The following is a 26908-nucleotide window of genomic DNA, read 5'->3' as shown; positions in this document are numbered from 1 at the left end:
ATTTCCTCATGTCTGAGCTCGCAACGAGCCCGGCGATCGGGGACGAGAACCCCGTGTCGTCCGCTTCGGCCCCGGCCGAACCCCGACCCAAGCAACTGAGCCAGTGGGGCGAGATCCGTCACCGCTTCGTCCAGAACAAGCTGGCCGTCGTCGGCCTCGTGATCATCACGCTGCTGTTCCTGACGGCGATCTTCGGCGAGATGCTCGCTCCGTTCGACCCCGGTGCGCAGGACCTCGAGAACACCCTCTCGTCGCCCGACGGCACCCACTGGATGGGTACCGACGCCCTGGGCCGCGACATGTTCTCGCGCCTCATAGCCGGTACCCGCGTGGCCATGTTCGTCGGCCTCGCCTCGATCTTCTTCGCGGTACTGATCGGTGTCGCCCTCGGCGCCATCGCCGGTTACTTCGCCGGCTTCGCCGACACGCTGGTCATGCGCGTCGCGGACGTGTTCCTCGCGTTCCCGCTGATGATCGGCGCCGTCGTCATCATCCTGGTCACCGGCCGCGGCATCACGCCGGTGATCATCTCGCTCGCGATCTTCTCGTGGGCCACCGTGTCCAGGCTCCTGCGCAGCTCGATCCTGTCGGTGCGCGAGATGGACTACGTCCATGCGGCCAAGGCACTCGGCGCGAGCGGCTGGCGGATCGTGCGCACGCACATCCTGCCCAACTCGATGACCGCGGTGCTGGTCTACGCGACCTTCAACGTCGGTACCACCATCGTCGGTGTGGCGGCGCTGTCCTTCCTCGGCGCCGGCGTCCCCGTCGACGTCCCCGAGTGGGGCAACATGCTGGCGGCCGGTCAGGGCTTCATCGGTGTCAACGACTACCTGTGGTACTTCCCCAGCCTGTTCGTCGTCATCACCGTGCTCGGCTTCGCCTTCGTCGGCGACGGCCTGCGTGACGCGCTCGACCCGAAGCTCCGGTAGGGCCGCCCGATGCCCCGAGACAACATCAGCAAGCAGGACGAAGGTGGCGGCGTGACCACGTCGGAGATTCTCAGCGTTGCGGAGACGGGCGGCGGATCCGCCGTGCCGCTGCTGGAGGTCGACAACCTCCAGGTCGAGTTCAAGACCCGTGACGGGGTCGCCAAGGCCGTCAACGGCGTGAGCTACAGCGTCAGCGCCGGCGAGACCCTCGCCGTGCTCGGCGAGTCCGGCTCCGGCAAGTCCGTCACCGCTCAGGCCATCATGGGCATCCTCGACAGCCCGCCCGGACGCGTGTCCGGCGGCGAGGTGCGCTTCCACGGCAAGGACATCCTCAAGATGTCCGACGAGGAGCGCCGCAAGCTCCGTGGCGACAAGATGGCGATGATCTTCCAGGACGCGCTGTCCTCCCTGAACCCGGTCTACTCGGTGGGCGACCAGCTCGGCGAGATGTTCCGGGTCCACCGGGGCGCGTCCAAGAAGGACGCGAAGCTCAAGGCCATCGAGCTCATGGACCGCGTGAAGATCCCCGCCGCCAAGGCGCGCGTGGGTGACTACCCGCACCAGTTCTCCGGCGGTATGCGCCAGCGCATCATGATCGCCATGGCGCTGGCCCTGGAGCCGGACCTGATCATCGCCGACGAGCCGACCACGGCTCTCGACGTGACCGTCCAGGCCCAGGTCATGGACCTCCTCGCGGAGCTCCAGCGCGAGATGAACATGGGCCTGATCCTGATCACCCACGACCTCGGCGTCGTCGCCGACGTCGCGGACAAGATCGCGGTCATGTACGCGGGCCGGATCGTCGAGACCGCTCCGGTCCACGAGATCTACAAGCGCCCGTCCCACCCGTACACCCGTGGCCTGCTCGACTCGATCCCGCGCCTGGACCAGAAGGGCCAGGAGCTCTACGCGATCAAGGGCCTGCCGCCCAACCTGCTCCGCATCCCGACGGGTTGCGCCTTCAGCCCCCGTTGCCCCAAGGCGCAGGACATCTGCCGCACCGAGATCCCGGTGCTGCACCCGGTCACCGAGCAGGACGGCACCGAACTGCCCGGCCGCGGCAGCGCGTGCCACTTCTGGAAGGACCAGATCCATGGCTGAGCTCACCAAGAACGCCACCGAGCGCGAGCCGATCCTCCAGGTCCGTAACCTGGTCAAGCACTTCCCGCTGACCCAGGGAATCCTGTTCAAGAAGCAGGTCGGCGCGGTCAAGGCCGTCGACGGGGTCTCCTTCGACCTCTACCAGGGCGAGACCCTCGGTATCGTCGGCGAGTCCGGCTGTGGCAAGTCCACGGTCGCCAAGCTCCTGATGAACCTGGAGCGGGCGACCGCGGGCGAGGTCTTCTACAAGGGCCAGGACATCAGCAAGCTGTCCGGCCGTGCCCTGAAGGCCGTGCGCCGCAACATCCAGATGGTCTTCCAGGACCCCTACACGTCGCTGAACCCGCGCATGACGGTCGGCGACATCATCGGGGAGCCCTACGAGATCCACCCCGAGGTGGCTCCCAAGGGCAACCGCCGGCAGAAGGTCCAGGATCTCCTGGACGTCGTCGGTCTGAACCCGGAGTACATCAACCGGTACCCGCACCAGTTCTCCGGCGGTCAGCGCCAGCGCATCGGCATCGCCCGCGGCCTGGCTCTGCAGCCGGAGATCATCATCTGCGACGAGCCGGTCTCCGCGCTCGACGTGTCGGTGCAGGCCCAGGTCATCAACCTGATGGAGAAGCTGCAGGACGAGTTCAACCTCTCCTACCTCTTCATCGCGCACGACCTCTCGATCGTCCGGCACATCTCGGACCGCGTGGGCGTCATGTACCTGGGCAAGATGGCGGAGATCGGCTCCGACGCCGAGATCTACGAGCACCCGACCCACCCGTACACGCAGGCGCTGCTGTCCGCCGTCCCGGTCCCGGACCCGGACGCGCGCGAGGGCCGCGAGCGGATCATCCTCACCGGTGACGTCCCGTCCCCGGCCAACCCGCCGTCGGGCTGCCGCTTCCGCACCCGTTGCTGGAAGGCCCAGGACAAGTGCTCCACCGAGGAGCCGCTGCTGGCGATCCCGGAGCGCTTCAAGGGCGTGAACACCCTGGCCGCGCACGAGTCCGCGTGCCACTTCGCCGAGGAGAAGGCCATCCTGGCCGTCTGACCGACGCGTTCGTCCGAAACGGCCGGCCCCCGGCGCCCCACGGCGCCGGGGGCCGGCCGCTTTCCGCGTCCGGGGCCGCCCCCGGGACGGGGGCCCGGGGAAACCGGTTGCGTCCCCGGGAACGGGGGACGGAGAGTGACGGCATGACCCTCACCGTACGGCCCGCCGGGCCCGGGGACGCGGCCGACATCTGCGCCCTGCTCAATGCCGTCGACGTGATCGAGATCGGTCGACCGGAGACCGATCTGGGCACCGTCGAGTCCGATCTCAACGCCCCCGACGTGGACCTGGCCACCGATTCCTGGCTCGCGCACCAGGACGGCCGGCTCGTGGCCTACGCCCTGGTCTGGGCGGACTCCGGCCCGGGTCGCGTCGACGGGGACCACTACGTGCTGCCCGGCCACGACGAGGCCGCCGCCCTGCTGCTGGAGCACATGGAGGCCCGGGCCGGGGAGCTGACCGGTGGTCAGGGCGTCCTGCGGATGCAGCTCAACGTGAAGCCCACCCTCGACCTCTCCCTCCTCACCGGGCGTGGCTACCGCACCATCCGCCGCTACCAGGTGATGACCCGCTCCCTGGCCCCGGCCGCCGATCCGGCGCCGATCCCGCCGGCCGGACTCACACTGCGGCACTGCGCCGACGACGAGGCCGACCGCCACCGGGCCCACGCGCTCATCGAGCGGACCTTCGCCGCGCACTTCGGCCATGTGGACCGCCCGTACGAGACCTGGCTCGACCACGTGGACGGCCGCAAGATCGACTGGTCCCTGGTGTGGATCGCGAGCCTGCCCGGCCACGGTGACGCGGCCGTGCTGCTCACCCGGGACGACCGTACGAGCATGGCCTGGGTCAGCCACATCGGCGTGACGGAGGAGGTACGGGGCCGGGGCATCGGCGGTTTCCTGCTCCGCCACTGCTTCGCCGTCCACGCCGAGCGCGGCCGGGACTGCGTAGGCCTCGGCGTGGACACCCACAACGAGACGGGGGCGCTCGGCCTGTACGAGGCGCACGGCATGGGCCTGCACTACGCGGTCGACTCCTGGGAGCTCGTGTTGCACCCCCAGGGGTGACAGGGGCGTGACGCGCGGGTGCAATCGGTCCAACCAGGAGTGTGCGAGGTCCCACATAGGGTGACATAGGCCCCTAAGCGAGTCTCGGGATCCCTAGGAGGCACTCCATGCGCGGAGCCACCCACGCCAAGTGGGCCGCATGTGCGGTGGCCGTCGCCCTCGTGGCGACGGCCTGCGGCGGCGGTAGCGACAGCGGCGGAGGCGGCGAGGCGGGCATCGTCAGCTCCTCGTGGGGTGACCCGCAGAACCCGCTGGAGCCCGCCAACACCAACGAGGTGCAGGGCGGCAAGGTGCTCGACATGCTCTTCCGGGGCCTCAAGCGCTACGACCCGAAGACGGGCGAGGCCCTCGACATGGTCGCCGAGAAGATCGAGACGACGGACAGTCAGAACTTCACCATCACGCTGAAGGACGGCTGGAAGTTCAGCAACGACGAGCCGGTCACCGCCCAGTCCTTCGTCGACGCCTGGAACTACGGCGCGGACGTGCGCAACAAGCAGAACAACTCGCCGTTCTTCTCCGACATCGTCGGGTACGCGGACGTGCACCCCGCCTCCGGCGAGCCCAAGGCCAAGACGATGTCCGGACTGGTCGTCAAGGACGACAAGACCTTCACCGTCGCCCTGAAGAACAAGTTCTCCACCTGGCCCGAGACCCTCGGCTACCAGGCCTTCTCCCCGCTGCCCAAGGCCTTCTTCACCGACCACGCCGGCTGGCTGAACAAGCCGATCGGCAACGGCCCGTACACGGTGGACTCGTACACCAAGGGCACCGGCATGCAGCTGCGCAAGTGGGACACCTACCCGGGCCCGGACAAGGCGCAGAACGGCGGCGTGGACCTGAAGGTCTACACCGACAACAACACCGCCTACACCGACCTGATCTCCGGCAACCTCGACCTCGTCGACGACATCCCGGCGCAGCAGCTCAAGAACGTCAAGAACGACCTCGGCGACCGGTACATCAACCAGCCGGCCCTCATCATCCAGACCCTGACCTTCCCGCTGTACGACCCGCAGTGGAACAAGGAGGGGATGGAGAACGTCCGGATCGGCATCTCCCGGGCCATCAACCGCGACGAGATCACCAAGCAGATCTTCCGCGAGACCCGCACCCCGGCCAAGGACTGGACCTCCCCGGCCCTCGGCGAGAAGGGCGGCTTCTCCTCCACGGTCTGCGGCGACGCCTGCGTCTACGACCCGGCCGCGGCCAAGAAGCTCATCACGGACGCCGGCGGGCTCCCCGGCGGCAAGGTCACGCTGACCTCCAACGTGGACACCGGCTCGCACCGCGACTGGATGGACGCCGTCTGCAACAGCATCAACAACGCGCTGGGCGAGGGCCCGGTCTGCACGGTCAACCCGATCGGCACCTTCGCGGACTTCCGTAACCAGCAGAGCAGCTTCAAGCTGACCGGCCCCTTCCGCTCCGGCTGGCAGGCCGACTACCCCCTGATCCAGAACTTCCTCCAGCCCCTCTACTACACCGGGGCCTCCTCCAACTACGGGAAGTTCAGCAACGCGGACTTCGACAAGCTCGTCGACGAGGCCAACCAGGAGAGCGACCCGGCCAAGGCCGTCGCGAAGTTCCAGGACTCCGAGAAGATCCTCGCCGCGCAGATGCCGGCCATCCCGCTCTGGTACCAGAACGGCAGCGCCGGCTACGCCGAGCGGCTCTCGGACGTGGCGCTCAACCAGTTCAGCGTCCCCGTGTACGACCAGATCAAGGTCAGCTGACCCACGCAACGGATCGATCCTGGAGCAGTCCATGGGACGTTATGTGATCCGGCGGCTGCTCCAGATGATCCCGGTGTTCATCGGCAGCACGTTCCTGATCTTCTTCATGGTATACGCGCTCGGTGACCCGGTCGCCGCCCTCTTCGGCGACAAGGCGCCCGACCCGGCCACCGCCGCGCGCATCCGCAAGGACCTCTACCTCGACCGCCCCCTGTGGGAGCAGTACGTCCACTACATGGGCCAGATCTTCCAGGGCGACTTCGGCACGGCCTTCAACGGCCAGCCGGTCACCGAGCTGATGGCCTCGGCCTTCCCCGTCACCCTGCGCCTGACCCTGGTCGCGATCTTCTTCGAGATCGTCATCGGCATCACCCTCGGCGTGATCAGCGGCCTGCGCCGCGGCAAGTCCGTCGACACCACCGTGCTGGTCCTCACCCTCGTCGTCATCTCCGTGCCGACGTTCGTGACGGGCTATCTGCTCCAGTACCTCTTCGGCGTCAAATGGGGCTGGGTGCGGCCCACCGTCTCCCCGGACGCTCCCCTGAACGAGCTGATCCTGCCCGGCATCGTGCTCGCGCTGGTCTCCCTCGCCTACGTCACCCGACTCTCACGCACCTCCATCGCCGAGAACGTCAAGGCCGACTACGTGCGCACCGCCGTCGCCAAGGGCCTGCCGCGCCGCCGGGTCGTCACCCGGCACCTGCTGCGCAACTCGCTCATCCCCGTCATCACCTTCATCGGCACCGACATCGGCGCGCTGATGGGAGGCGCCATCGTCACCGAGCGGATCTTCAACATCCACGGTGTCGGATACCAGCTCTACCAGGGCATCCTGCGCAACAACTCACCGACGGTGGTCGGCTTCGTGACCATCCTCGTCATCGTCTTCCTGCTGGCGAACCTGCTCGTCGACCTGCTCTACGCGGTCCTGGACCCGAGGATCCGGTATGCCTGACCCCGAGCGTCCCGAAGGGCCCGGCGGCTACGATCCCGTCGGGCCCCGCCCGCGCGAGGCGGTCTCCCCGACCGGCCTGGGCGGACCCATGGATCTGGCCCTGGAGCAGGCCGAGAGCGTCGAGGGCATCGAGAAGACCGGCCCCCGGGGCGGGACCGGCCCCGGCCGGAAGCCCCGCTCCCTGTGGTCCGACGCCTGGCACCAGCTGCGCCGCAACCCCGTCTTCATCATCTCCTCGCTGATGATCCTCTTCCTCGTGATCATCTCGATCTGGCCACAGCTCATCGCGAGCGGCGACCCGCTCCAGTGCGACCTGTCCAAGTCGCAGCAGGGCTCCTCCCCGGGCCACCCCTTCGGCTACGACACCCAGGGCTGCGACGTGTACACCCGTACCGTCTACGGGGCCCGCGCCTCCATCACCGTGGGCGTCTGCGCCACTCTCGGCGCGGCCCTGCTCGGCTCGCTGCTCGGCGGGCTCGCCGGGTTCTTCGGCGGCTGGGGCGACGCCCTGCTCTCCCGCGTCGCCGACATCTTCTTCGGCATTCCCGTCGTCCTCGGCGGCCTGGTCTTCCTGTCGGTGGTCACCAGCACCACCGTCTGGCCGGTGGTCGGCTTCATCGTGCTCCTCGGCTGGCCGCAGATCGCCCGCATCGGCCGCGGCTCCGTCATCACGGCCAAACAGAACGACTACGTCCAGGCCGCCCGCGCCCTCGGCGCCGGCAACGGCCGGATGATGCTCCGGCACGTGGCGCCCAACGCCGTGGCGCCCGTCATCGTCGTCGCCACCATCGCGCTGGGCACCTACATCGCCCTGGAGGCCACCCTGTCCTTCCTCGGCGTCGGCCTGCGCCCGCCCACCGTCTCCTGGGGCATCGACATCTCCAACGCGGCCTCGCAGATCCGCAACGCCCCGCACATGCTGCTCTGGCCGGCCGGCGCGCTGAGCCTGACCGTGCTCGCCTTCATCATGCTCGGCGACGCGGTGCGCGACGCCCTCGACCCCAAGCTGCGCTGAGGAGCCCCGCACATGCTGCTCGAAGTCCGCGACCTGCACGTGGAATTCAAGACGCGCGACGGAGTCGCCCGGGCCGTCAACGGCGTCAACTACTCGGTGGCCGAGGGTGAGACGCTGGCCGTGCTCGGCGAGTCGGGCTCCGGCAAGTCGGTCACCGCCCAGGCCGTGATGGGCATCCTCGACATGCCGCCGGGCCGGATCGCCGGCGGTGAGATCCTCTTCAAGGGCAGAGACCTCCTCACGATGAAGGAGGAGGAGCGCCGCAAGATCCGCGGCGCCGAGATGGCCATGATCTTCCAGGACGCGCTCTCCTCCCTGAACCCGGTCCTGAGCGTGGGCGCGCAGCTCGGCGAGATGTACGAGGTGCACCGCGGGATGTCCCGCAAGGACGCCAAGGGCAAGGCCGTCGAGTTGATGGACCGGGTGAAGATCCCGGCGGCGAAGGAGCGGGTGGGGGACTACCCGCACCAGTTCTCGGGTGGCATGCGCCAGCGCATCATGATCGCGATGGCGCTGGCCCTGGAGCCCTCGCTGATCATCGCGGACGAGCCCACCACCGCCCTGGACGTCACCGTCCAAGCCCAGGTGATGGACCTGCTGGCCGAGCTCCAGCGCGAGCTGAACATGGGCCTGATCCTGATCACCCACGACCTGGGCGTGGTCGCCGACGTCGCCGACAAGATCGCGGTCATGTACGCGGGCCGGATCGTCGAGGCGGCCCCCGTCCACGAGATCTACAAGGCGCCCGCGCACCCGTACACGCGCGGCCTGCTGGACTCGATCCCGCGTCTGGACCAGAAGGGCCAGGAGCTCTACGCGATCAAGGGGCTGCCGCCCAACCTGGTGGCCATCCCGCCCGGCTGCGCCTTCAACCCGCGCTGCCCGATGGCGCAGGCGGTGTGCCGCACCGACGTCCCGCCGCTCTACCGGGTGACCGAGTCCCCGGTGGAGCGGACCAGCGCCTGCCACTTCTGGAAGGAGTGCCTCCATGGCTGAGTCCCTGCTGGAAGTGAAGGACCTGGTCAAGCACTACCCGCTGACCCGGGGCATCGTCTTCCGCAAGCAGGTCGGCGCGGTCAAGGCCGTCGACGGGGTCTCCTTCGACCTGCGCGCCGGTGAGACGCTCGGCATCGTCGGCGAGTCCGGCTGCGGGAAGTCCACCGTGGCCAAGATGCTGGTCAACCTGGAGCGGCCGACGGCGGGCGTGATCTCGTACAAGGGCGAGGACATCACCAAACTCTCGGGGCGTGCCCTGAAGGCCGTGCGCCGCAACATCCAGATGGTCTTCCAGGACCCGTACACCTCGCTGAACCCGCGCATGACGGTCGGCGACATCATCGGGGAGCCCTACGAGATCCACCCCGAGGTGGCTCCCAAGGGCTCGCGCCGGCAGAAGGTCCAGGAGCTGCTCGACGTCGTCGGTCTGAATCCGGAGTACATCAACCGGTACCCGCACCAGTTCTCCGGCGGCCAGCGCCAGCGCATCGGCATCGCCCGCGGCCTCGCCCTGCGGCCGGAGATCATCGTCGCCGACGAGCCCGTCTCGGCGCTGGACGTCTCCGTCCAGGCCCAGGTGATCAACCTGCTGGACCGGCTGCAGAGCGACTTCGACCTGTCGTACGTCTTCATCGCGCACGACCTCTCGATCGTGCGGCACATCTCCGACCGGGTCGGCGTCATGTACCTGGGCCGGATCGTCGAGATCGGCACCGACAGCCAGATCTACGACCACCCGACCCACCCGTACACCCAGGCACTGCTCTCGGCCGTCCCGGTACCGGATCCGGAGGCCCGCGCGCACCGCGAGCGGATCATCCTCACCGGTGACGTGCCCTCCCCGGCCAACCCGCCCTCCGGCTGCCCCTTCCGCACCCGCTGCTGGAAGGCCGAGCCCCGCTGCACGGTGGAGGTCCCGCTGCTCGCGGTCCCGCGGGTCTTCCCCTCGGGTCCCGCGGCGCATCCGTCGGCCTGCCACTTCGCGGCGGAGAAGCAGGTGGTCCCGCCGGCGGACCAGCCGCCCCCGCCACCCCCACCACCGGCGGATCCACCGGTGAAGGAGTAGCCGCATACCGATCATTTCCGGCCACCGCTGCGTGACGGATGGGGAGGCGGTTCACGCCCCGGCAACTCCGTTCACGTAGGGGCAACTTGACCGTTTCTGCCCCGAGATCTGGGGCATGCAACCTGGATGCCGTGCGGCCGTGCGGGTGCCGACAGTCGGCCGGGGAGGCGTACGGCCTCGCCGGCCGACCTCCGTGTGCCCCCACTCGTGCGCGCCATGCGCCCCTCGTGCTGCCGGATTTCGATCGATGCGCTGGTACGGATAGTTATGATCCGTAGCGCACGGTGGGTATGACTCCCGCTGAGCACGAATACGCGTACCGATGTCCGCTCGACGTGGAGGTGAAACGCCGTGGCACTCTCGATCTCCGCCGTGGTGCTGCTGGCGATCATCGTCTTCCTGCTGGTCCGAAGGGCGGGCCTGAAGGCGGGACATGCGGTGGTCTGCGTACTGCTCGGCTTCTACCTGGCGAGTTCCACCATCGCCCCGACGCTCAGCCAGCTCACCTCGAACGTGGCGAGCATGATCAGTGGCCTCAAGTTCTAGGCCCCGCCTCGTAGGCTAGGCCCATGAACGGTCTTCCCGCCCGTCGTCTGCTCCTCGTGCACGCGCACCCCGACGACGAGTCGATCAACAACGGCGTCACCATGGCCAAGTACGCGGCCGAGGGCGCCCACGTCGCGTTGGTGACCTGCACCCTGGGCGAGGAGGGTGAGGTCATCCCGCCCGGGCTCGCCCATCTGGCGGCCGACCGCGACGACGCCCTCGGCGCCCACCGCGTCGGCGAGCTCGCCTCGGCCATGGCCGAACTGGGCGTCCACGACCACCGCTTCCTCGGCGGCCCCGGCCGCTTCCGGGACTCCGGGATGATGGGCGCCCCGCAGAACCAGCGCCCCCACGCCTTCTGGTCCGCCGACGTGGACGAGGCCGCCGCGTACCTCGTGGAGGTGATCCGGGAGCTGCGTCCGCAGGTGCTCGTCACCTACGACCCGAACGGCGGATACGGACACCCCGACCACATCCAGGCCCACCGGGTCGCCATGCGCGCCGCCGAACTGGCCGCGGAGACCGCGTACCGGCGCGACCTCGGCGCGCCCCACACGGTCGAGAAGATCTACTGGAACCGCGTCCCGCGCTCGGTGGTCGACGAGGGCTTCGCCCGGCTGCGCGCCGCTGGGGGCGGGGTGCCCTTCCCCGCGGTGGGCTCACCCGAGGACGTGCCGGGGGTCGTCGCCGACGAGCGGATCACCGCCGAGATCGAGGCCAAGGACACCTTCGTGGCGGCGAAGGCGGCCGCCATGCGGGCCCACGCCACCCAGATCGCCGTGGACGGGGCCTACTTCGCCCTCTCCAACGACCTGGCGCAGCCGCTGTTCACCCGCGAGTACTACGAACTCGTCGAGGGTCGGCCGGGCGCCCCGGCGGGCGAGCGCGAACACGACCTCTTCGCGGGGGTGGAGGCGTGAGCGGCACGGCGACGGTCGGGCGGATCGCCGGCTGCCTGGGCATGCTCGTCGCGGGCGCGCTGACCGGAGCGGCCGGCTGGCTGGTGGTCGACCTCTGGTTCCCCGGAGGTCTGCTGCTCGCCCTGCTCGCCGTCCTCGGACTGTTCCTCGGAGGCCGGATCGCCCTCGGGACCGGCTACGGGGTGGGCGGCGCCGCGGCCGGCTGGTTCCTCTCCTACGTGATGCTCAGCATTCCGCGCCCCGAGGGGGACTTCCTTCTCGGTTCGTCCGGAATAGGCGTGTACGTCTACCTTTTGGGTGGAACCGTTCTCGCTGTGATGTGCGCCACGATGCGCGGTCCGCTGGATCGACCGGTTTCGGCCGCCCGGTCTGCCAAGTGACGTGGTGTCGGACCTCGTAGGGAGGTATGCCGAGGGGCGTTCTCGACTGCTCGCCGGGCGCTTCAGAGGGGTTTGACCGGCGCTATCAGGAACCCCTGATTCCCGCCAGTCAGTTGCGTGCGGGCGGCGGACAGTATGGTGGACGGGCCGCCGAGCTGCCCGCGCACGGAATGACGGGCGGCGGAGCCAACCGGGAGAACCTGCCTTGAGTCGTGAAACCGACAGTTCGTCCTCCGGGCCCAAGGGGCACGGTGGAGCCGCCTACCCCTCGGGGACACCGCCGTACGGAACCGGCCAGTACCCGTCCACGGACGCTGCGGCGACCGCTCCGGAGGAGAACTCTGTGACCTCGAAGCCGTCCACGCCCGATGCCGACGGGCCCAAGACCGAGACCACCCTGACGACCCGGATCCGGATCAACATCCCGGGTTCCCGGCCGATCCCGCCGGTGGTCGTGCGCAAGGCGATGGGCACCAACTCCGGCTCGGCCGGTGCCGACGAGCAGACCGGCCCGGAGCCCACGCCCGAGCAGGCCCCGCCGCCGCTCGCGCAGCGACGCGGACCGCAGCCGACCCGTATCGAGGCCGCGCCGGAGCCGGACCGCGCCCAGCCGCCGGCGCCCGCCCCGGCGGCCGAACCCGAGGAGGCGACCAGTAACTGGTTCGCCCCCCGCAAGCCGGCCGCCCAGGCCCCGGCGCCCGCACCGGCCCCCGCCGCCCAGATGCCGCCGGGCGCGGCCGCCCCGGGGCCCCCGCAGCGGCCGCTGCCCACCCGGACGCCGTCCCCGACGCCGACCCCGGCCCCCACGCCGCCGGCCATGCCGGGCGCGGGCTTCGCCCCGCCGCAGCGCACCCAGGGCCCGCCCGTGCCCGGACCGGACGCCGCCTTCGCGCCGCCGCGCACCCCGCCGCCGCCCGTCGCGGACTACGGCCAGGGCTACCCGCCCGCCCCCGCGGCCCCGATGCCCGGCGGCCCGGGCGTCGGGACCACCCAGGGCTTCCCCGCGTACGGCAACGACCGCAGCGACGCCGGCCCCGTCACCGAGGCGTTCCCGGCCTACGGCGGCGGCCCCGCCGGACCCACCGGCGGCCCCGGCTTCGGCACCGGCCCCGTCGGCGCCCCGGCCGGCGCGGCCGCCTTCGACGAGGCCCCGCAGTGGCCCGGCCCCGACCTGGACGGACCGCTGCCCACGCCGGTACCGGCCCCCGCCCCGGCCGCGCCCCGCCCCGCGGCCACCCAGCCGAAGGCCACCGACAAGCCCGCCAAGAAGGGCCGCTCCAAGCTGGTCCTGCTCGGCGGTGGCGTCATCGCCCTCATCGGCGTGGCCTACGGCGCCGGGCTGCTCCTGAACCACTCCGACGTCCCCAAGGGCACCACCGTCCTCGGCGTCGACATCAGCGGCAGCCGCGACGAGGCCGTCTCCAAGCTCCAGACGGCCTTCGGCACCCGCGCCGCCGCCCCGATCCAGCTCACCGTCGGCGGCAAGCCGGTCGAGCTGAAGCCCGAGAAGGCCGGCCTCACCCTCGACGCCCAGACCACCGTCCGCAACGCGGCCGGCAGCGACTACAACCCGATCACGGTCATCGGCTCGCTCCTCGGCAACGAGCGCGTCGCCGACCCGGTGATGCCGACCGACGAGGAGAAGCTCCAGGTCGCGCTCCAGGAGCTCGCGGGCACCTCCGGCACGGCCACCGAGGGCACCATCAAGTTCGACACGGGCAAGGCCGTCGCCGTCCCCGGTACCCCCGGCACCACCCTCGACGTGGACGCCTCCGTCCAACTGGTGGCCAAGGCCTTCAAGGACCAGGTCGCCACCGGCAAGGCGGCCGTGGCCGAACTGCCGACCACCACCAAGGCACCCGCCATCGGCCAGGCCGAACTGGACCGGGCCATGAAGGAGTTCGCCGAACCCGCGATGTCCGCGAACGCCACCGTCAAGGTGGGCGCCAAGTCCATCGCCTTCGGCGCCAGGTCCCTGCCCAAGATCCTCAGCATGCAGCCCGTCGACGGCCGCCTGGTCGAGAAGTTCGACCTGGAGGCCCTCAAGGCGACCTACGGGAACACCTTCGACGGGATCCTGATCACCCGCGGCAACGGCGAGAAGACACCCGTCACCCCGCAGGACATCGCCGGCCCCCTCGGCAAGGCCCTGCGCGGCAAGACCACGGCCGAACGCACCGCCGTCGTCGACACCAACCCGAACTAGACCGTCCTTCCCGATCAAGCGCACGCGGCACGGCAGAAACGGTGCCCCCGCCCGAACCCCGGGCGGGGGCACCGTCATGTCCGCCGCATGACATCTGTCATGCGGCACGCACGACGCCCGACACTGCCGCGCGGGACCCCGTACGGGCGAATCTCTACCCATGACGACGACGACCGCGACACGCACCGCGAAACCCACCACCGACGGCGTGGTCAGCTTCGAGAACGTGACCAAGAGCTACGGCCCGGTCCGGGCGGTCGACGGTCTCTCCCTCGCGCTCCACCCGGGCGAGACCGTCGCGCTCCTCGGCCCCAACGGCGCCGGCAAATCCACCACCCTCGACCTCCTCCTCGGCCTGCGCCCCGCCGACTCCGGCTCCGTCCGGCTCTTCGGCACCACCCCGCGCGAGGCCGTCGCCGCCGGCCGGGTCGGCGCGATGCTGCAGAGCGGCGGCCTGATGGAGGAGGTGACCGTACGGGAGATCGTCGCCCTCGGCTGCGCCCTGCACCCGCGGCCGTACCCGGTCGACCAGGTGCTCTCCCGGGCCGGCGTCGACAAGATCGCCGACCGCCGGGTCGACCGGCTCTCGGGCGGCCAGGAGCAGCGCGTGCGCTTCGCGCTCGCCACCGCCGGCCACAACGACCTGATCGTCCTCGACGAGCCGACCACCGGCATGGACGTCACCGCCCGCCAGGCCTTCTGGGCCACCATGCGCGAACAGGCCGACCAGGGCCGCACCGTCCTCTTCGCCACCCACTACCTGGAAGAGGCCGACGCGATCGCCGACCGGGTCCTGGTGATCGGCAAGGGCCGACTGCTCGCGGACGGCACCGCCGCCGAGATCAAGGCCAAGGCCGGGGCCCGGAAGATCTCCTTCGACCTGGCGGACGCCCCCGACACCGACATCGAGCGACTGCGCGCGCTGCCCCACCTGACGGCCTTCGGCCACCACGGCGACACCGTACGCATCCAGTCCCGCGACGCCGACGCCACCGTCCACGCCGTGTACGCGCTCGGGCTGTACCCCCGCAATCTGGAGGTCGCGGGCCTCGGCCTGGAACAGGCCTTCATCGCCCTCACCGAGGCCGAGGAGGCCACCCCGTGAACGCCCTCGTCAAGCTGGAGATCGTCCGCGCCCTGCGGAACAAGAAGTACCTCTTCTTCACGATCCTGTACCCGGCCGCGCTGTTCCTGATGCTCGGCGGAACCCTCGACGGCACCACCAAGGTCATGGGCACCGAACTGACCATGCCCGCCTTCTACATGGTCGCCATGGCCTCCTTCGGCGCCCTGACCGCCGTCCTGGTGGGCAACAGCGAACGCATCGCCAAGGAACGCGAGAAGGGCTGGGTCCGCCAGCTCCGCCTGACCGCCCTCCCCGGCCGCGGCTACGTCCTCGCCAAGACCGCGGGCGCCGGAGTGCTCTCGCTCCCCGCCATCCTGGTCGTCTTCGCGGTGGCGGCCGCCGTGAAGGGCGTACGGTTCGACGCCTGGCAGTGGCTCGCCCTCACCGGTTCGATCTGGGCCGGCAGCCTGGTCTTCGCGGCCCTCGGCGTCGCCCTCGGCTACCTGGCCACCGGGGACAACGTCCGCCCCATCACGATGCTCGTCTACTTCGCGCTGTCGATCCTCGGCGGCCTGTGGATGCCCACCGCGAACTTCCCGCAGTGGCTCCAGAACATCTGCGAGTGGCTCCCCACGCACGCCTACGCGGGTCTGGGCCAGGCCATCGAGCTCGGCGGCGCGCCCCGGGCCGGGGACGTCGCCCTCCTCGCGGTGTACTTCGTACTCTTCACCGGTGCGGCCGCCTGGCTGTACCGCAAGGACTCACTGAAGGCATGAAGCCCGTGGCGTTGACCAAGGAAGGCGACAGCCGGGACCAGGACTTCCTGGAGATCGCCAAGCAGCCGGAGAACCGCCGCCAGAAGATGGTCAAGGCGCTCTGGATCAGCATCTGGCTGTTCTACCTGAGCGCCCCCGTCACCGATCTGGTCAGCGGGGGACACGGCCTCGGGGCCCGGCTGCTCGGCGGCCTGGGCCTGGCGGTCTTCGTCGCCTGGTACCTGGTGCTGGTCTTCCGCACCGCGCGCCAGATGCCGGTCCGTCTGGTGCTGTTCTCCCTGGCGGTGCTCACCGCCGAGGCCGTGGTCCTGTCGCTGACCCTGGGCCGCGAATGGCTCGTCCTCTTCGTCTACGTGGCCATCTCCTCCGGGGCCGCGCTGCCCGCCCGGTACGCCCGCTGGACCGTCCTCGGCACCACGGCCCTGCTGGCGGTCACCGCGAACGCCGTGCCGGGCGGCACCGCCTACCTGGCGGGGCTGCTGATCCCGGCCCTCATGGGCGGCTTCGCGATGGTCGGCGTCGGGGCGATGATCCGCACCACCATAGAACTGCGCGCGGCCCGGGCCACGGTGGCGCAACTCGCGGCGAACGAGGAACGGCTGCGGATGGCCCGGGACCTGCACGACCTCCTGGGGCACTCGCTGTCGCTGATCACGCTCAAGAGCGAGCTGGCGGGCCGGATGCTGCCCGGGCAGCCGGAGGCGGCCGCCCAGCAGGTCGCCGACATCGAGCAGGTCAGCCGACAGGCGCTGGTCGACGTACGGGAAGCGGTGAGCGGCTACCGGCGACCCACCCTCCCCGGCGAACTCGCGGGCGCCCGTACGGCGCTGGCGGCGGCCGGCGTACTGGCGGACCTCCCGGAGCCACCGGCCGCGGAGCTCCCGGAAGCCGCCGAATCCGCCCTGGCCTGGTCGCTGCGTGAAGCGGTGACGAACGTGGTGCGGCACAGCGGGGCCAAGCGGTGCCGGGTCACGCTGGAGACGCGCCAGACGCTGGACGGGCCGGTGCTGGAACTGACCGTCATGGACGACGGCGCGGGCGGGGACGGGGGCACCCCCGGCAACGGCCTGACCGGGCTGACGGAACGTCTGGAGGCCCTCGGCGGCAGCCTGTCGGCGGGCCGCACCGGTCCGAGGGGCTTCGCCCTCACCGCCCGCGTCCCCCTGGCCCCCGCATAGGATCGAGACCATGACCTCACGCCCCATCCGCATCCTGCTGGCGGAGGACCAGTCGATGGTCCGCGAGGCCCTCGCCGCGCTGCTCGGCCTGGAACCGGACATCGAGGTACTGGTCCAGGTGGCCCGCGGCGACGAGGTACTGGCGGCGGCCCGCGCGCATGACGTGAACGTGGCCCTGCTGGACATCGAGATGCCGGGCATGACGGGCATCGAGGCGGCGGCCGCCCTGCACGCCGCACTCCCCGCCCTACGGATCGTCGTCCTGACCACCTTCGGCCGCCCCGGCTACCTCCGCGGCGCGATGGAGGCGGGAGCCTCCGCCTTCCTCGTGAAGGACGCCCCGGCCGCGCAGCTGGCGGCGGCCGTACGCAAGGTCCTCCAGGGAGAGCGCGTCATCGACCCCACCCTGGCCGCGGCCGCCCTCGCGGAGGGCGCGAACCCGCTGACGGACCGCGAACGGGAGGTCCTGCGGGAGGCGGAGAACGGTGCGACCAACGCGGAACTCGCGGCGCGGCTGCACCTGTCCCAGGGCACGGTCCGCAACTACCTCTCGACGGCGATCCAGAAACTGGCGGCACGCAACCGAGCCGAAGCCGTCCGCACGGCCCGCGAAAAGGGCTGGCTCTAGCCCGCCCCGGCCGATCCGGCCTCGCCGGCGGGGCTGAGAGGGCGGAGCCGAGGGCGGAGGGGGAGGGTCAGTTCAGGAGGGCTCGGGCCGAGAGGGCTTCCGCCCGGATGCGGGCCGCCGCGTCGGCGTCCACCGCGGACACCACCCCGGCGTACGCGTCGAGCTCGGCCGCCCCCTCCTGGAAGGAGCCCCGCTCCACCAGCAGCCGCGCCCGCTCGTACCGCAGCGCCGCCGGATGCGACGGCAGCAGCAGCGACAGCTCCACCGCCCACAGTGCCACCCCCGACTGCTCCGGGCGGGCCGCCGCCCAGGCCCGGATGTTGGCCAGGATCCGCCGCACGATGTCCAGCGTCCGCGCCGGCTCACGCGGCCCCGACGCCAGCTCCGCCGGCCCGGTGCCCAAGGACGCGCCGCCCGCGAACGGGTCCACCACCACGCCCTCCTCCGGGTCCCCGAAGCCCACCACGAAATGCCCCGGCAGCCCCAGCCCGTACACCGGCGCCCCGGCCCGCCGGGCGACCTCCAACCACACCACCGACAACAGGATCGGCAGCCCGCGCCGCCGTCTCAGTACCTCGTGCAGCAGCGAGGACGACAGCCGGTCGTAGTCCGCCGGGGTGCCGTGGAACCCGAGCCGTCCGCCCAGCAGTTCCGTCACCGCGTTCGCCCACGCACGCCCGCCGTGCAGCCCGTACGGCAGCATCCCGGCCAGTCGGTCCAGTTCGATCTGCGCCCAGTCCATCGCCCGCTCGTCCAGCTCCGGGTCGCCCTCGGTGGCCAGCAGCAGGCACAGCAGCGCCAGGTCGGGCCGCTCCGCCCGGGCCTCGGCCGCGAACTGCTCCCGCCAGGCCGCCGCACTCACGAGGCCGCCCGGTAGTGGTGGTACGTGTGGTGCCGCGCGAAGCCCAGCCGGTCGTACAGGGCCAGCGCCCCCGGATTGTCCGTCTCGACCTGCAGCCACGCCGCCGACGCGCCCTCCTCCAGCGCCCGCCGGGCCAGTGCGGCCATCACCGCCGTCGCCAGGCCCTCCCGCCGGTGCGCGGGATCCACGGTCACCGCCGCGAAGCCTGCCCATCGCCCGTCCACCACGCAGCGCCCGATCGCCAGGCCCCCGGGCAGCGTCGCGAACCACACCGACGGCCCTTCCACCAGCATCCGCCGGGCCAGGTCCGGGTCGCTCACCCTCCCGTAGCGCCCGAGCCACTCCTCGTCCGGGACCCGGGTCAGGCGCACGGCCTCGGCCGCGGGTGCGTCCACGTCGCCCACCGGGGCCAGCGCCCCGATCCGGACCTCGGCCGACACCTCCGGCGCCCAGCCGCGCCGCTCCAGCTCCGCGCCGAGCATCTCCTGGGTGCCGGCGGCCCCCGTCGCGACCTGTACGTAGGCCGGCAGCGACCGCTCCGCGTACCAGGAGGTCACTCGCGCGAGTGCATCGTCCAGCGATATCCCGGGGTCGCCGAGCGGCAGCACGGAATTGGCCCGCCGGGTGAATCCGGCGGCCGCCCGCAGCGTCCAGTCGCCCAGCTGCTCGCTCTCCAGCGGCTGCCAGGCCCGCGCGGCGACCCGCGACAGCTCCTCGAAGGAGGCGGCGGGTCCGCGTCGGCGAGCCGGTGCCGGAGGCACGATCTTGCCCGCGACCAGCGAGGATTCCGAGATGCGGACGGATTGTCCATCCTTCTTTGTGATCAGCAGCACACCCTGGTCCCAGGATGTGAGAACCCCGACCGTGTCCGTGAACTCGGGTGATCCGCTCAGTCCATCCTCCACCCGTCGTACAGAGACTCGTTTACCCACGTCAGCCGGGGTAATACGGACCTCCAGCAGTCCACCGGCAGTGATTTCCACAGCTCTGTCCGCCCCTCCTGTTCGGATCGTGCCCGGGAACGGAGATACTAGGTGCGGGCATCGACGACGCCGCGCTCCCGCGCGATATGGAAAGCCCTACCGAGGAGGAACGAGAGCGTGACCTACGTCATCGCGGAGCCTTGTGTCGACGTCAAGGACAAGGCATGCATCGAAGAGTGCCCCGTCGACTGCATCTACGAGGGCCAGCGGTCCTTGTACATCCACCCGGACGAGTGCGTCGACTGTGGCGCGTGTGAGCCGGTCTGCCCGGTCGAGGCCATCTTCTACGAGGACGACACCCCGGAGGAGTGGAAGGACTACTACAAGGCGAACGTCGAGTTCTTCGACGAGCTCGGTTCGCCCGGTGGTGCCTCCAAGCTGGGCCTGATCGAGCGCGACCACCCCTTCGTCGCGGCGCTGCCCGCCGGTATCAACGGCGAGCACTGACCTTCCCGGGCAGACGCGCCCCCCGGTCCCGTACGGCCTCGTCGCCGCACGGGACCGAGGCGTTTACGGACCCGCTACCAGCCAGTACTCAGAGAGAGCAGAGACCATCGTGGCCGCAGTATCCGACCGTCTTCCCGCCTTCCCCTGGGACAAGCTGGAGCCGTACAAGAAGACGGCGGCGGCCCACGCGGACGGCATCGTCGACCTGTCCGTCGGCACGCCCGTGGACCCGGTCCCGCAGCTGATCCGGCGCGCGCTGATCGACGCCGCCGACTCCCCGGGATACCCGACCGTGTGGGGCACCGTCGCCCTGCGCGACGCGATCACCGGCTGGGTGCGCGGCCGCCTCGGCGCGAGCGCCGCCGAACACCGCAACGTCCTGCCGGTCGTCGGCTCCAAGGAACTGGTGGCCTGGCTGCCGACCCAGCTGGGCCTGGGCGCCGGGGACAAGGTCGCCTACCCCCGGCTCGCCTACCCCACGTACGAGGTCGGCGCGCGGCTGTGCGGTGCCGAGCCCGTCGTGTACGACGACCCGACCGAGCTCGACCCGGCCGGCGTGAAGCTGCTGTGGCTCAACTCCCCGTCCAACCCCACCGGCAAGGTCCTCGCCAAGGAGGAGCTCGTCCGGATCGTGGCCTGGGCGCGCGAACACGGGATCCTGCTCTTCAGCGACGAGTGCTACCTGGAGCTGGGCTGGGAGGCCGAGCCCGTCTCCGTCCTCCACGACGACGTCTGCGGCGGCTCGTACGAAGGCATCGTCGCCGTCCACTCCCTCTCCAAGCGCTCGAACCTGGCGGGCTACCGGGCGGCCTTCGTCGCCGGGGACGCGGACGTGCTCGGCGAGCTGCTGGAGATCCGCAAGCACGGCGGCATGATGACCCCGGCCCCGGTCCAGGCGGCCACGGTCGCGGCCCTGGGCGACGTCGTCCACGTCGAGGAGCAGCGCGAGCGCTACGCGGCCCGCCGCGCCGCGCTCCGGGCGGCCCTGGAGTCGCACGGCTTCCGGGTCGAGCACAGCGAGGCGAGCCTCTACCTGTGGGTGACCCGGGACGAGCCCTGCTGGGACACCGTCGCCCACCTCGCGGACCTGGGCATCCTGGTCGCGCCCGGCGACTTCTACGGCGAGGCGGGAGCCCGCTTCGTCCGCGTCGCCTTCACCGCCACCGACGAGCGCGTCGAGGCGGCGGTCAAGCGCCTCGGCTGACGAGCGCGGCGGACATGCCCGAGGGGGCCGGGAGTACGTACTCCCGGCCCCCTCGGTGTTCCTGCGGTGTCAGCCGCCCAGCGGCAGTCCACCGGGAAGGCCACCGGGCAGTCCGCCCGGCAGGACGCCGGACGTCGGCAGCGAGGACGTCGGCAGGGAGGAAACCGGCAGTTCCTGCGTCGTGGGGAGTCCGCCGAGCAGTCCCTGCGCGGTACCGGCCACGTCGGCGGCGGGCGCGGGCAGGTCCTTGGTGGCGCTGCCGGCGGTGCCGACGACGTCCGTGGCCGCGTCCGTCGTCGTCGCGGCGTCGGGGGCGGTGAGCGCGCCCAGCTGCGGCACGGACTCCAGACCGGCGGCGCTGGCCGCACCGGCCGCACCGACCACGGGCGCTGCCCCGGCTGCGAGGAGCAGCGCGGCACGGGCGATCCGACGGGTCAGGGGGAGAGACATGTTGCTCCTAAGCGGTAGCGGCTGAGTACGCCATGACTAACCGCTCCCGGGGCGGGTGGAGTTGCGGTGCCGGTAGGTAAAGGATCGGTAACGCATCGTTTAATCGGCTTCCGCGACAAGCGCATCGGAGGGCCGCCGACCAGGGCTTCCGTCCTGATCCGGGATCCGTGGCCCGCTACATCGATCCCCCCGCAGGAGTGATCACTCGTACGTCAGCCCGGGCGCCCCCGGCGCGTGCCCCGGCCCGCCGAGGATCAGCGGGCCATGAAGATCCGTACCTCGCCCGGCCCCGCGTAGTGCGCGGCGTCCTTGCCCCCCGCGCCGCCCTTGTCCTGCCACCGGCCCCGGTCCTTGCCCCCGACCCAGCCGTGCCGGCCGTAGGACACCCGGGAGATGCCCATCGTCTTCGCGTGGGCCACCGCCCAGTGGGCCATCGCCCGGCTGTGGCGCGTCGCCTCCTCGCCACCGTTCTTCTTCTCCACCAGCCTGACCTCCGCCTCCGGGGCACCCGACCCGCCGCCGGAGTTCCGGCCGGCCTCCCCGGCCTGGCCGGCCTGCCCGGCCTGCCCGGCCTGCGAGGACATGGTGTGCGTCCCGTCCTTGCCGAAGATCCGGATCAGGTCGGCCTGTACCCGCGCCGGGTCGCCCGGCCCGGCGGGCGCGGGACCGCCGCAGTTGAGCGTGCCGCCCCCGGCGAACGCCGCCGTCAGCACGGTCGCGTCGGGCTCGTGCTTCGCGTACGCCTGAGGGAACCCGCTGCGCTGCACCTTCTGCGCGGCCACCGTCAGCGGCAGCCGCGAGTACCCCGGTACGTCGACGAGGTGGTCGTAGAAGATCGCGGCCGAGTACACCGGGTCCGTGATCTGCGCCGGCGTGCCCCAGCCCATCGACGGCCGCTGCTGGAAGAGGCCCAGGGAGTCGCGGTCACCGTGGTCGAGGTTGCGCAGCGCGGACTCCTGCATGGCGGTCGCCAGCGCGATGGTCACCGCCCGGTCCGGCAGGCCCTTGGCGACGCCGACGGCGGCTATCGTCGCCGCGTTCGCCGCCTGCTCCGGGGACATCTCGTACGTCGCGGACGTTTCCTCCGCCCCGATCGGATCCGCTCCGGCCACGCAGAACGGCGCGCCGCCGCCACCGTTCGAATCGCGCTGCACGGCGAAGTACCCGATCACCGCGAGGAGAACGAGCAGGCCGACGACCGCCCGGAGCAGCCGGCGGCGACGAGGACGGGGATCACGGGTCTCGGACACGCGGCCCACCGTACTTGAGGCATATGACGCGTCCACCGGCCGGACGTGGAAGGCTTCGGCGCAGCCCGGGGCATTAGGGTCAGGTCCATGTCCGAATCCGAGCTGGACCTCACCCTGGACGCCGCCGAGCTGACCGCCCGGCTCGTCGACATTCCGTCCGTGAGCGGCGACGAGAAGGTACTCGCCGACCTCGTGGAACACGCGTTGCGCGGCCTGCCGCACCTCACCGTGGACCGCTACGGCAACAACGTCGTCGCCCGCACGCACCTCGGCCGCGCCGAGCGCGTCGTACTCGCCGGTCACCTCGACACCGTGCCGATCGCCGACAACGTCCCCTCCCGACTCGACGAGAACGACGTGCTGTGGGGCTGCGGCACCACCGACATGAAGTCCGGTGTCGCGGTGCAGCTGCGCATCGCCGCGACCGTGCCCGAGCCGAACCGGGACCTCACCTTCGTCTTCTACGACCAGGAGGAGGTCGCCGCCGACCTCAACGGCCTCGGCAAGGTGGCGGACGCCCACCCCGACTGGCTGACGGGCGATTTCGCGGTCCTGCTGGAACCCTCGAACGCCGAGGTCGAGGGCGGCTGCCAGGGCACCCTGCGCGTCCTGCTCCGCACCACCGGCGAGCGCGCCCACTCCGCGCGCAGCTGGATGGGTTCCAACGCCATCCACGCGGCGGGCCCGATCCTCGCCCGCCTCGCGGCCTATGAGCCCCGCAGGCCGGTCATCGACGGCCTGGAGTACCACGAGGGCCTCAACGCGGTCCGCGTCGAGGGCGGCGTCGCCAACAACGTCATCCCCGACGCGTGCACGGTGACCGTCAACTTCCGCTACGCCCCGGACCGCACCGAGGCCGAGGCGCTGGACCACGTACGGGAGGTGTTCGCGGACTGCGACATCGCCGAGTTCGTGGTCGACGACTCCTCGCCCGGCGCCCTCCCCGGCCTCTCCCACCCGGCCGCCCGGGCCTTCATGGAGGCGGTCGGCGGTCGCGCCATGCCCAAGTTCGGCTGGACGGACGTCTCCCGCTTCAGCGCCCTCGGGGTCCCCGCGGTCAACTACGGCCCGGGCGACGCCCTGCTGGCGCACAAGGTCGACGAACGCGTCGAGACGAAGGCGATCCTGCACTGCGAGGAACGACTCCGCGCCTGGCTGACCTCCTGAATTCCGCTTCTCGTCACCTTTGTGCGCCTACCCTGATCCAACGATCAGCAGGAGGGAGCACAGCATGGGCAACCACGGCAGTCCCGAGGGTTCCGCTCGTCGTCGGCCCGAGGAGCAGCAGCTCGGGCCGGTGCTGAGGAGGCGGAGCCAGGTGCAGGCGGGCAGCACGACGGACCAGCGGCTGCTGGATTCGGCGGGGCCCTCCGAGTGGGTGCACACCGATCCCTGGCGGGTCCTGCGCATCCAGTCGGAGTTCATCGAGGGCTTCGGCACGCTGGCCGAGCTGCCGCCCGCGATCAGCGTGTTCGGGTCGGCCCGCACGCCGGAGGGCTCGCCCGAGTACGAGGCCGGCGTGCGGATCGGCAGCGCGCTGGTCGACGCCGGCTTCGCGGTGATCACCGGCGGCGGTCCGGGGGCCATGGAGGCGGCCAACAAGGGCGCCCGCGAGGCGAACGGCGTCTCGGTCGGCCTCGGCATCGAGCTCCCCTTCGAGCAGGGGCTCAACCAGCACGTCGATCTCGGCCTGAACTTCCGGTACTTCTTCGTCCGCAAGACGATGTTCGTGAAGTACAGCCAGGGCTTCGTCGTCCTGCCGGGCGGCCTGGGCACGCTGGACGAGCTGTTCGAGGCGCTGACCCTGGTCCAGACCCAGAAGATCACCCGCTTCCCGATCGTGCTCTTCGGCACGGAGTACTGGAGCGGCCTGATCGACTGGCTGCGGAACACCGTGATCGCCCAGGGCAAGGCCTCGGAGAAGGACCTCTACCTGTTCCACGTCACCGACGACGTGGACGAGGCGATCGCCCTGGTGACGAAGGAAGTCGGCAAGTAGGACGAGCCCGCGCGAGCCCTTGGCGGACGACCGCCGGGGCCCGCGCGGCCTCCCTCGGGCCAGGCCGCGGCGGGCGACGGCCGGGGGCGGTGGCCCTGGAGGGAGCGGACCATGACGCCTTCTCGACGCCGTTCTCGCGCGGTTCGGCGCCGGGGCGCCTCTCCGGCTTCGGACGGCTGCGCCGGCCTCCGGCCGTCGGGGGTCAGGCCAGGCCGCGGCGGGCGACGGCCGGGGGACGGTGGCCCTGGATGGAGCGGACCATGTCCAGGATCTGCCTGGTCTCCGCGACCTCGTGGACGCGGTAGACCTGCGCGCCGAGCCAGGCCGAGACGGCCGTCGTGGCCAGAGTGCCCAACAGGCGTTCCTTGACCGGCTTGTCGAGGGTCTCGCCGACGAAGTCCTTGTTGGACAGGGAGACCAGCACCGGCCAGCCCGTCGCCGTCATCTCGCCCAGCCGGCGCGTGGCCTCCAGCGAGTGCCGGGTGTTCTTCCCGAAGTCGTGTCCGGGGTCGATCATGATCGCGTCCCGGCGGACGCCGATCGCGGCGGCGCGTTCGGCGAGGCCGAGCGTCACGCGCAGGACGTCCTCCATGATGTCGTCGTACGCGATCCGGTGCGGTCGGGTGCGCGGTTCCACCCCGCCCGCATGGGTGCAGACCAGGCCCGCGCCGTAGCGCGCGGCGACCTCCGCCAGCTTGGGGTCCACCCCGCCCCAGGCGTCGTTGAGGACGTCGGCCCCGGCCTCGCACACGGCCTCGCCGACCTCGTGCCGCCAGGTGTCCACGCTGATCACCACGTCCGGGTGGCGGCGCCGGACCTCGGCCACGAAGTCGACCGTGCGCCGCGCCTCCTCGGCCGCGTCCACGTGCTCGCCCGGGCCCGCCTTGACCCCGCCGATGTCGATGATCGCGGCGCCCTCGGCGATCGCGTGCTCGACCCGGTCCAGCGCCGGCTCGTCGCGGAACGTCGCGCCCTGGTCGTAGAAGGAGTCCGGCGTCCGGTTCACGATGGCCATGATCACCGGCTCGTGGGTGTCGAACTCGCGCCTGCCCAGTCGCAGCATCCTGCTCTTTCCTCCTTCGGCGGCCCTTGCGCCTCGCCAGCGACCTTAACCTGGTGGCCGGAGTCTCTCAGGGGAGTTGATCGTGTTCTTCTTCTTGATGATCGCGCTGGTCGTGGTCGTGGCAGCGGTCACCCTGGCGGTGATCGGCGGCGGCTCGGAGGCCGTCCTGCCGGAAGCGGAGCCGGACCGGGTCGCGGACGGGCTGCCGGAGACCCGGCCCGTCGTACGGGCCGACATCGACGCGCTGCGACTGCCCGTCGCCCCGCGCGGGTACCGGATGGCCGAGGTGGACGACGTACTGGAGCGGCTCGCGGCCGAGCTGGCCGAGCGGGACGCGCGGATCGCGCAGCTGACGGCCGCGGCGGCGCCCGCCGCCGCCCCGGCGGACGCGCCCGGGCACGTCGACCTGAGCAAGGGCGGTGAGCGGTGAGCGGCTCGGTGGCGGGCGCGGACGGGCTGCTGCGCTGCCCGTGGGGGCTGTCCACGCCGGACTACGTCGCCTACCACGACACCGAGTGGGGCCGTCCGGTGCACGGGGACGACGCCCTCTACGAGCGGCTGTGCCTGGAGGCGTTCCAGTCGGGGCTGTCCTGGATCACGATCCTGCGGCGCCGCGAAGGCTTCCGTAAGGCCTTCGCCGACTTCTCGATCGCGGCGGTCGCGGAGTTCGAGGGCCGGGACGCGGAGCGGTTGCTGGCCGACGAGGGGATCATCCGCAACCGGGCCAAGATCGACGCGACCCTGGCCAACGCGAAGGTCCTCGCCGGGTGGGAGCCGGGCGAGCTGGACACCCTGATCTGGTCCCACGCCCCGGAGGAGCCGGGGCCGGCCCCGCTGACGGTCACCGAGGTCCCGGCGGTCACGCCGGAGTCCACGGCCCTCGCCAAGGCCCTGAAGAAAGCCGGCATCCGCTTCGTCGGCCCCACCACGGCCTACGCCCTGATGCAGGCCTGCGGGCTGGTCAACGACCACCTGGTCGACTGCGTCTCCCGCGACCCGGCCTGAGACGGGGCCGGGCCGGGTCACGGGACCCG

28 protein-coding genes are annotated in these 26908 nt (G+C 71.2%); 23 read left to right on the top strand and 5 right to left on the bottom strand.

The genetic code is table 11. The annotated features are described in order from the left end of the window. The first annotated feature begins 8 nt into the window (after positions 1–8). From ACGFYY_RS02330 to ACGFYY_RS02250, 17 genes are all read left to right on the top strand, one after another. Complete coding sequence (locus tag ACGFYY_RS02330; protein WP_393706628.1) at positions 9–932, top strand: ABC transporter permease; 924 nt, start codon at positions 9–11, stop codon at positions 930–932. Between the two features lie 9 nt (positions 933–941). After that, positions 942–2033 (top strand): ABC transporter ATP-binding protein, encoded by a 1092-nt coding sequence (locus tag ACGFYY_RS02325; RefSeq protein WP_078851001.1) that lies wholly within the window; start codon positions 942–944, stop codon positions 2031–2033. Further along, entirely contained in the window at positions 2026–3078 is a 1053-nt protein-coding gene (locus ACGFYY_RS02320) for a dipeptide ABC transporter ATP-binding protein (protein ID WP_365265390.1), read from the top strand. The genes ACGFYY_RS02325 and ACGFYY_RS02320 overlap by 8 nt, the downstream gene beginning before the upstream one ends. A gap of 143 nt (positions 3079–3221) precedes the next feature. Next, on the top strand, positions 3222–4148 hold the full coding sequence (locus ACGFYY_RS02315) for a GNAT family N-acetyltransferase (protein WP_393706627.1): 927 nt from the start codon (positions 3222–3224) through the stop codon (positions 4146–4148). 107 nt (positions 4149–4255) lie between these two features. Further along, positions 4256–5884, top strand: a complete 1629-nt coding sequence (locus tag ACGFYY_RS02310) for an ABC transporter substrate-binding protein (protein ID WP_365265394.1) — start codon at positions 4256–4258, stop codon at positions 5882–5884. 31 nt (positions 5885–5915) lie between these two features. Next, positions 5916–6839 carry an ABC transporter permease gene (locus ACGFYY_RS02305; RefSeq protein WP_365265396.1) on the top strand — a complete coding sequence of 308 codons (924 nt, stop codon included), beginning with the start codon at positions 5916–5918 and terminating at the stop codon, positions 6837–6839. After that, positions 6832–7854 carry an ABC transporter permease gene (locus ACGFYY_RS02300; RefSeq protein ID WP_393706626.1) on the top strand — a complete coding sequence of 341 codons (1023 nt, stop codon included), beginning with the start codon at positions 6832–6834 and terminating at the stop codon, positions 7852–7854. Before ACGFYY_RS02305 ends, ACGFYY_RS02300 begins: the two co-directional genes overlap by 8 nt. A 12-nt stretch (positions 7855–7866) precedes the next feature. After that, positions 7867–8850 (top strand): ABC transporter ATP-binding protein, encoded by a 984-nt coding sequence (locus ACGFYY_RS02295; protein WP_393706625.1) that lies wholly within the window; start codon positions 7867–7869, stop codon positions 8848–8850. Further along, entirely contained in the window at positions 8843–9916 is a 1074-nt protein-coding gene (locus ACGFYY_RS02290; protein WP_393706624.1) for an ABC transporter ATP-binding protein, read from the top strand. The genes ACGFYY_RS02295 and ACGFYY_RS02290 overlap by 8 nt, the downstream gene beginning before the upstream one ends. A gap of 351 nt (positions 9917–10267) precedes the next feature. Then, positions 10268–10462 (top strand): hypothetical protein, encoded by a 195-nt coding sequence (locus ACGFYY_RS02285; RefSeq protein ID WP_030012369.1) that lies wholly within the window; start codon positions 10268–10270, stop codon positions 10460–10462. A 23-nt stretch (positions 10463–10485) separates the two neighbouring features. Then, positions 10486–11382 carry an N-acetyl-1-D-myo-inositol-2-amino-2-deoxy-alpha-D-glucopyranoside deacetylase gene (gene mshB, locus ACGFYY_RS02280; RefSeq protein ID WP_393706623.1) on the top strand — a complete coding sequence of 299 codons (897 nt, stop codon included), beginning with the start codon at positions 10486–10488 and terminating at the stop codon, positions 11380–11382. Next, on the top strand, positions 11379–11762 hold the full coding sequence (locus ACGFYY_RS02275; RefSeq protein ID WP_393706622.1) for a DUF6113 family protein: 384 nt from the start codon (positions 11379–11381) through the stop codon (positions 11760–11762). Before mshB ends, ACGFYY_RS02275 begins: the two co-directional genes overlap by 4 nt. Before the next feature lie 343 nt (positions 11763–12105). Continuing rightward, a complete protein-coding gene (locus tag ACGFYY_RS02270) occupies positions 12106–13968 on the top strand; it encodes a peptidoglycan binding domain-containing protein (RefSeq protein ID WP_393706621.1) in 1863 nt (620 codons plus the stop codon). Positions 13969–14128: 160 nt separating this feature from the next. Further along, positions 14129–15073 carry an ABC transporter ATP-binding protein gene (locus ACGFYY_RS02265; RefSeq protein ID WP_393706619.1) on the top strand — a complete coding sequence of 315 codons (945 nt, stop codon included), beginning with the start codon at positions 14129–14131 and terminating at the stop codon, positions 15071–15073. Then, the gene (locus ACGFYY_RS02260) at positions 15070–15810 is read left to right on the top strand and encodes an ABC transporter permease (protein ID WP_365265410.1); all 741 of its coding nucleotides are present in this window, start codon (positions 15070–15072) and stop codon (positions 15808–15810) included. Before ACGFYY_RS02265 ends, ACGFYY_RS02260 begins: the two co-directional genes overlap by 4 nt. Next, positions 15807–16988: a sensor histidine kinase gene (locus tag ACGFYY_RS02255; protein ID WP_393706618.1), complete on the top strand. Its 1182-nt coding sequence runs from the start codon at positions 15807–15809 to the stop codon at positions 16986–16988. Before ACGFYY_RS02260 ends, ACGFYY_RS02255 begins: the two co-directional genes overlap by 4 nt. 10 nt (positions 16989–16998) lie before the next feature. Beyond that, positions 16999–17616 carry a response regulator transcription factor gene (locus ACGFYY_RS02250; protein WP_365265414.1) on the top strand — a complete coding sequence of 206 codons (618 nt, stop codon included), beginning with the start codon at positions 16999–17001 and terminating at the stop codon, positions 17614–17616. A 67-nt stretch (positions 17617–17683) separates the two neighbouring features. On the opposite strand, the gene ACGFYY_RS02245 is transcribed toward ACGFYY_RS02250, so the two are convergent. Both ACGFYY_RS02245 and ACGFYY_RS02240 read right to left on the bottom strand, forming a co-directional pair. Next, positions 17684–18478, bottom strand: a complete 795-nt coding sequence (locus ACGFYY_RS02245; RefSeq protein ID WP_393706617.1) for a tetratricopeptide repeat protein — start codon at positions 18476–18478, stop codon at positions 17684–17686. Continuing rightward, complete coding sequence (locus ACGFYY_RS02240; RefSeq protein ID WP_393706616.1) at positions 18475–19461, bottom strand: GNAT family N-acetyltransferase; 987 nt, start codon at positions 19459–19461, stop codon at positions 18475–18477. The genes ACGFYY_RS02245 and ACGFYY_RS02240 overlap by 4 nt, the downstream gene beginning before the upstream one ends. Positions 19462–19578: 117 nt before the next feature. On the opposite strand from ACGFYY_RS02240, the gene fdxA reads away from it, so the two are divergent. Continuing rightward, the gene (gene fdxA / locus ACGFYY_RS02235) at positions 19579–19908 is read left to right on the top strand and encodes a ferredoxin (protein WP_030011906.1); all 330 of its coding nucleotides are present in this window, start codon (positions 19579–19581) and stop codon (positions 19906–19908) included. 109 nt (positions 19909–20017) lie between these two features. Beyond that, positions 20018–21112, top strand: coding sequence for a succinyldiaminopimelate transaminase (gene dapC, locus ACGFYY_RS02230; protein WP_393706615.1), 1095 nt, complete (start codon positions 20018–20020; stop codon positions 21110–21112). Between the two features lie 69 nt (positions 21113–21181). Here dapC and ACGFYY_RS02225 read toward each other — a convergent pair whose 3' ends face one another. Both ACGFYY_RS02225 and ACGFYY_RS02220 read right to left on the bottom strand, forming a co-directional pair. Next, positions 21182–21562 (bottom strand): ATP-binding protein, encoded by a 381-nt coding sequence (locus tag ACGFYY_RS02225; protein WP_365265422.1) that lies wholly within the window; start codon positions 21560–21562, stop codon positions 21182–21184. Between the two features lie 254 nt (positions 21563–21816). After that, complete coding sequence (locus ACGFYY_RS02220) at positions 21817–22812, bottom strand: hypothetical protein (protein WP_393706614.1); 996 nt, start codon at positions 22810–22812, stop codon at positions 21817–21819. Between the two features lie 87 nt (positions 22813–22899). Here ACGFYY_RS02220 and dapE point away from each other — a divergent pair, with 87 nt between their 5' ends. Together dapE and ACGFYY_RS02210 are read left to right on the top strand one after the other, a co-directional pair. After that, on the top strand, positions 22900–23979 hold the full coding sequence (dapE, locus tag ACGFYY_RS02215; RefSeq protein ID WP_365265426.1) for a succinyl-diaminopimelate desuccinylase: 1080 nt from the start codon (positions 22900–22902) through the stop codon (positions 23977–23979). Between the two features lie 64 nt (positions 23980–24043). Continuing rightward, positions 24044–24811 carry a TIGR00730 family Rossman fold protein gene (locus tag ACGFYY_RS02210; protein WP_393706613.1) on the top strand — a complete coding sequence of 256 codons (768 nt, stop codon included), beginning with the start codon at positions 24044–24046 and terminating at the stop codon, positions 24809–24811. Positions 24812–25013: 202 nt separating this feature from the next. Here ACGFYY_RS02210 and folP read toward each other — a convergent pair whose 3' ends face one another. Continuing rightward, positions 25014–25874, bottom strand: coding sequence for a dihydropteroate synthase (gene folP / locus ACGFYY_RS02205; protein WP_393706612.1), 861 nt, complete (start codon positions 25872–25874; stop codon positions 25014–25016). A gap of 76 nt (positions 25875–25950) precedes the next feature. Between folP and ACGFYY_RS02200 the strand changes: the two genes are divergently transcribed. Both ACGFYY_RS02200 and ACGFYY_RS02195 read left to right on the top strand, forming a co-directional pair. After that, complete coding sequence (locus ACGFYY_RS02200) at positions 25951–26304, top strand: DivIVA domain-containing protein (RefSeq protein ID WP_365265430.1); 354 nt, start codon at positions 25951–25953, stop codon at positions 26302–26304. Further along, positions 26301–26879, top strand: coding sequence for a DNA-3-methyladenine glycosylase I (locus ACGFYY_RS02195; RefSeq protein WP_393706611.1), 579 nt, complete (start codon positions 26301–26303; stop codon positions 26877–26879). Before ACGFYY_RS02200 ends, ACGFYY_RS02195 begins: the two co-directional genes overlap by 4 nt. Positions 26880–26908: the final 29 nt, after the last annotated feature.

It is taken from the genome of Streptomyces sp. NPDC048331, assembly GCF_043201215.1.
Lineage (GTDB): Bacteria > Actinomycetota > Actinomycetes > Streptomycetales > Streptomycetaceae > Streptomyces.
Note: the sequence above shows the minus strand (reverse complement) of the source record. Positions and strands in the feature narration are given on the sequence as shown.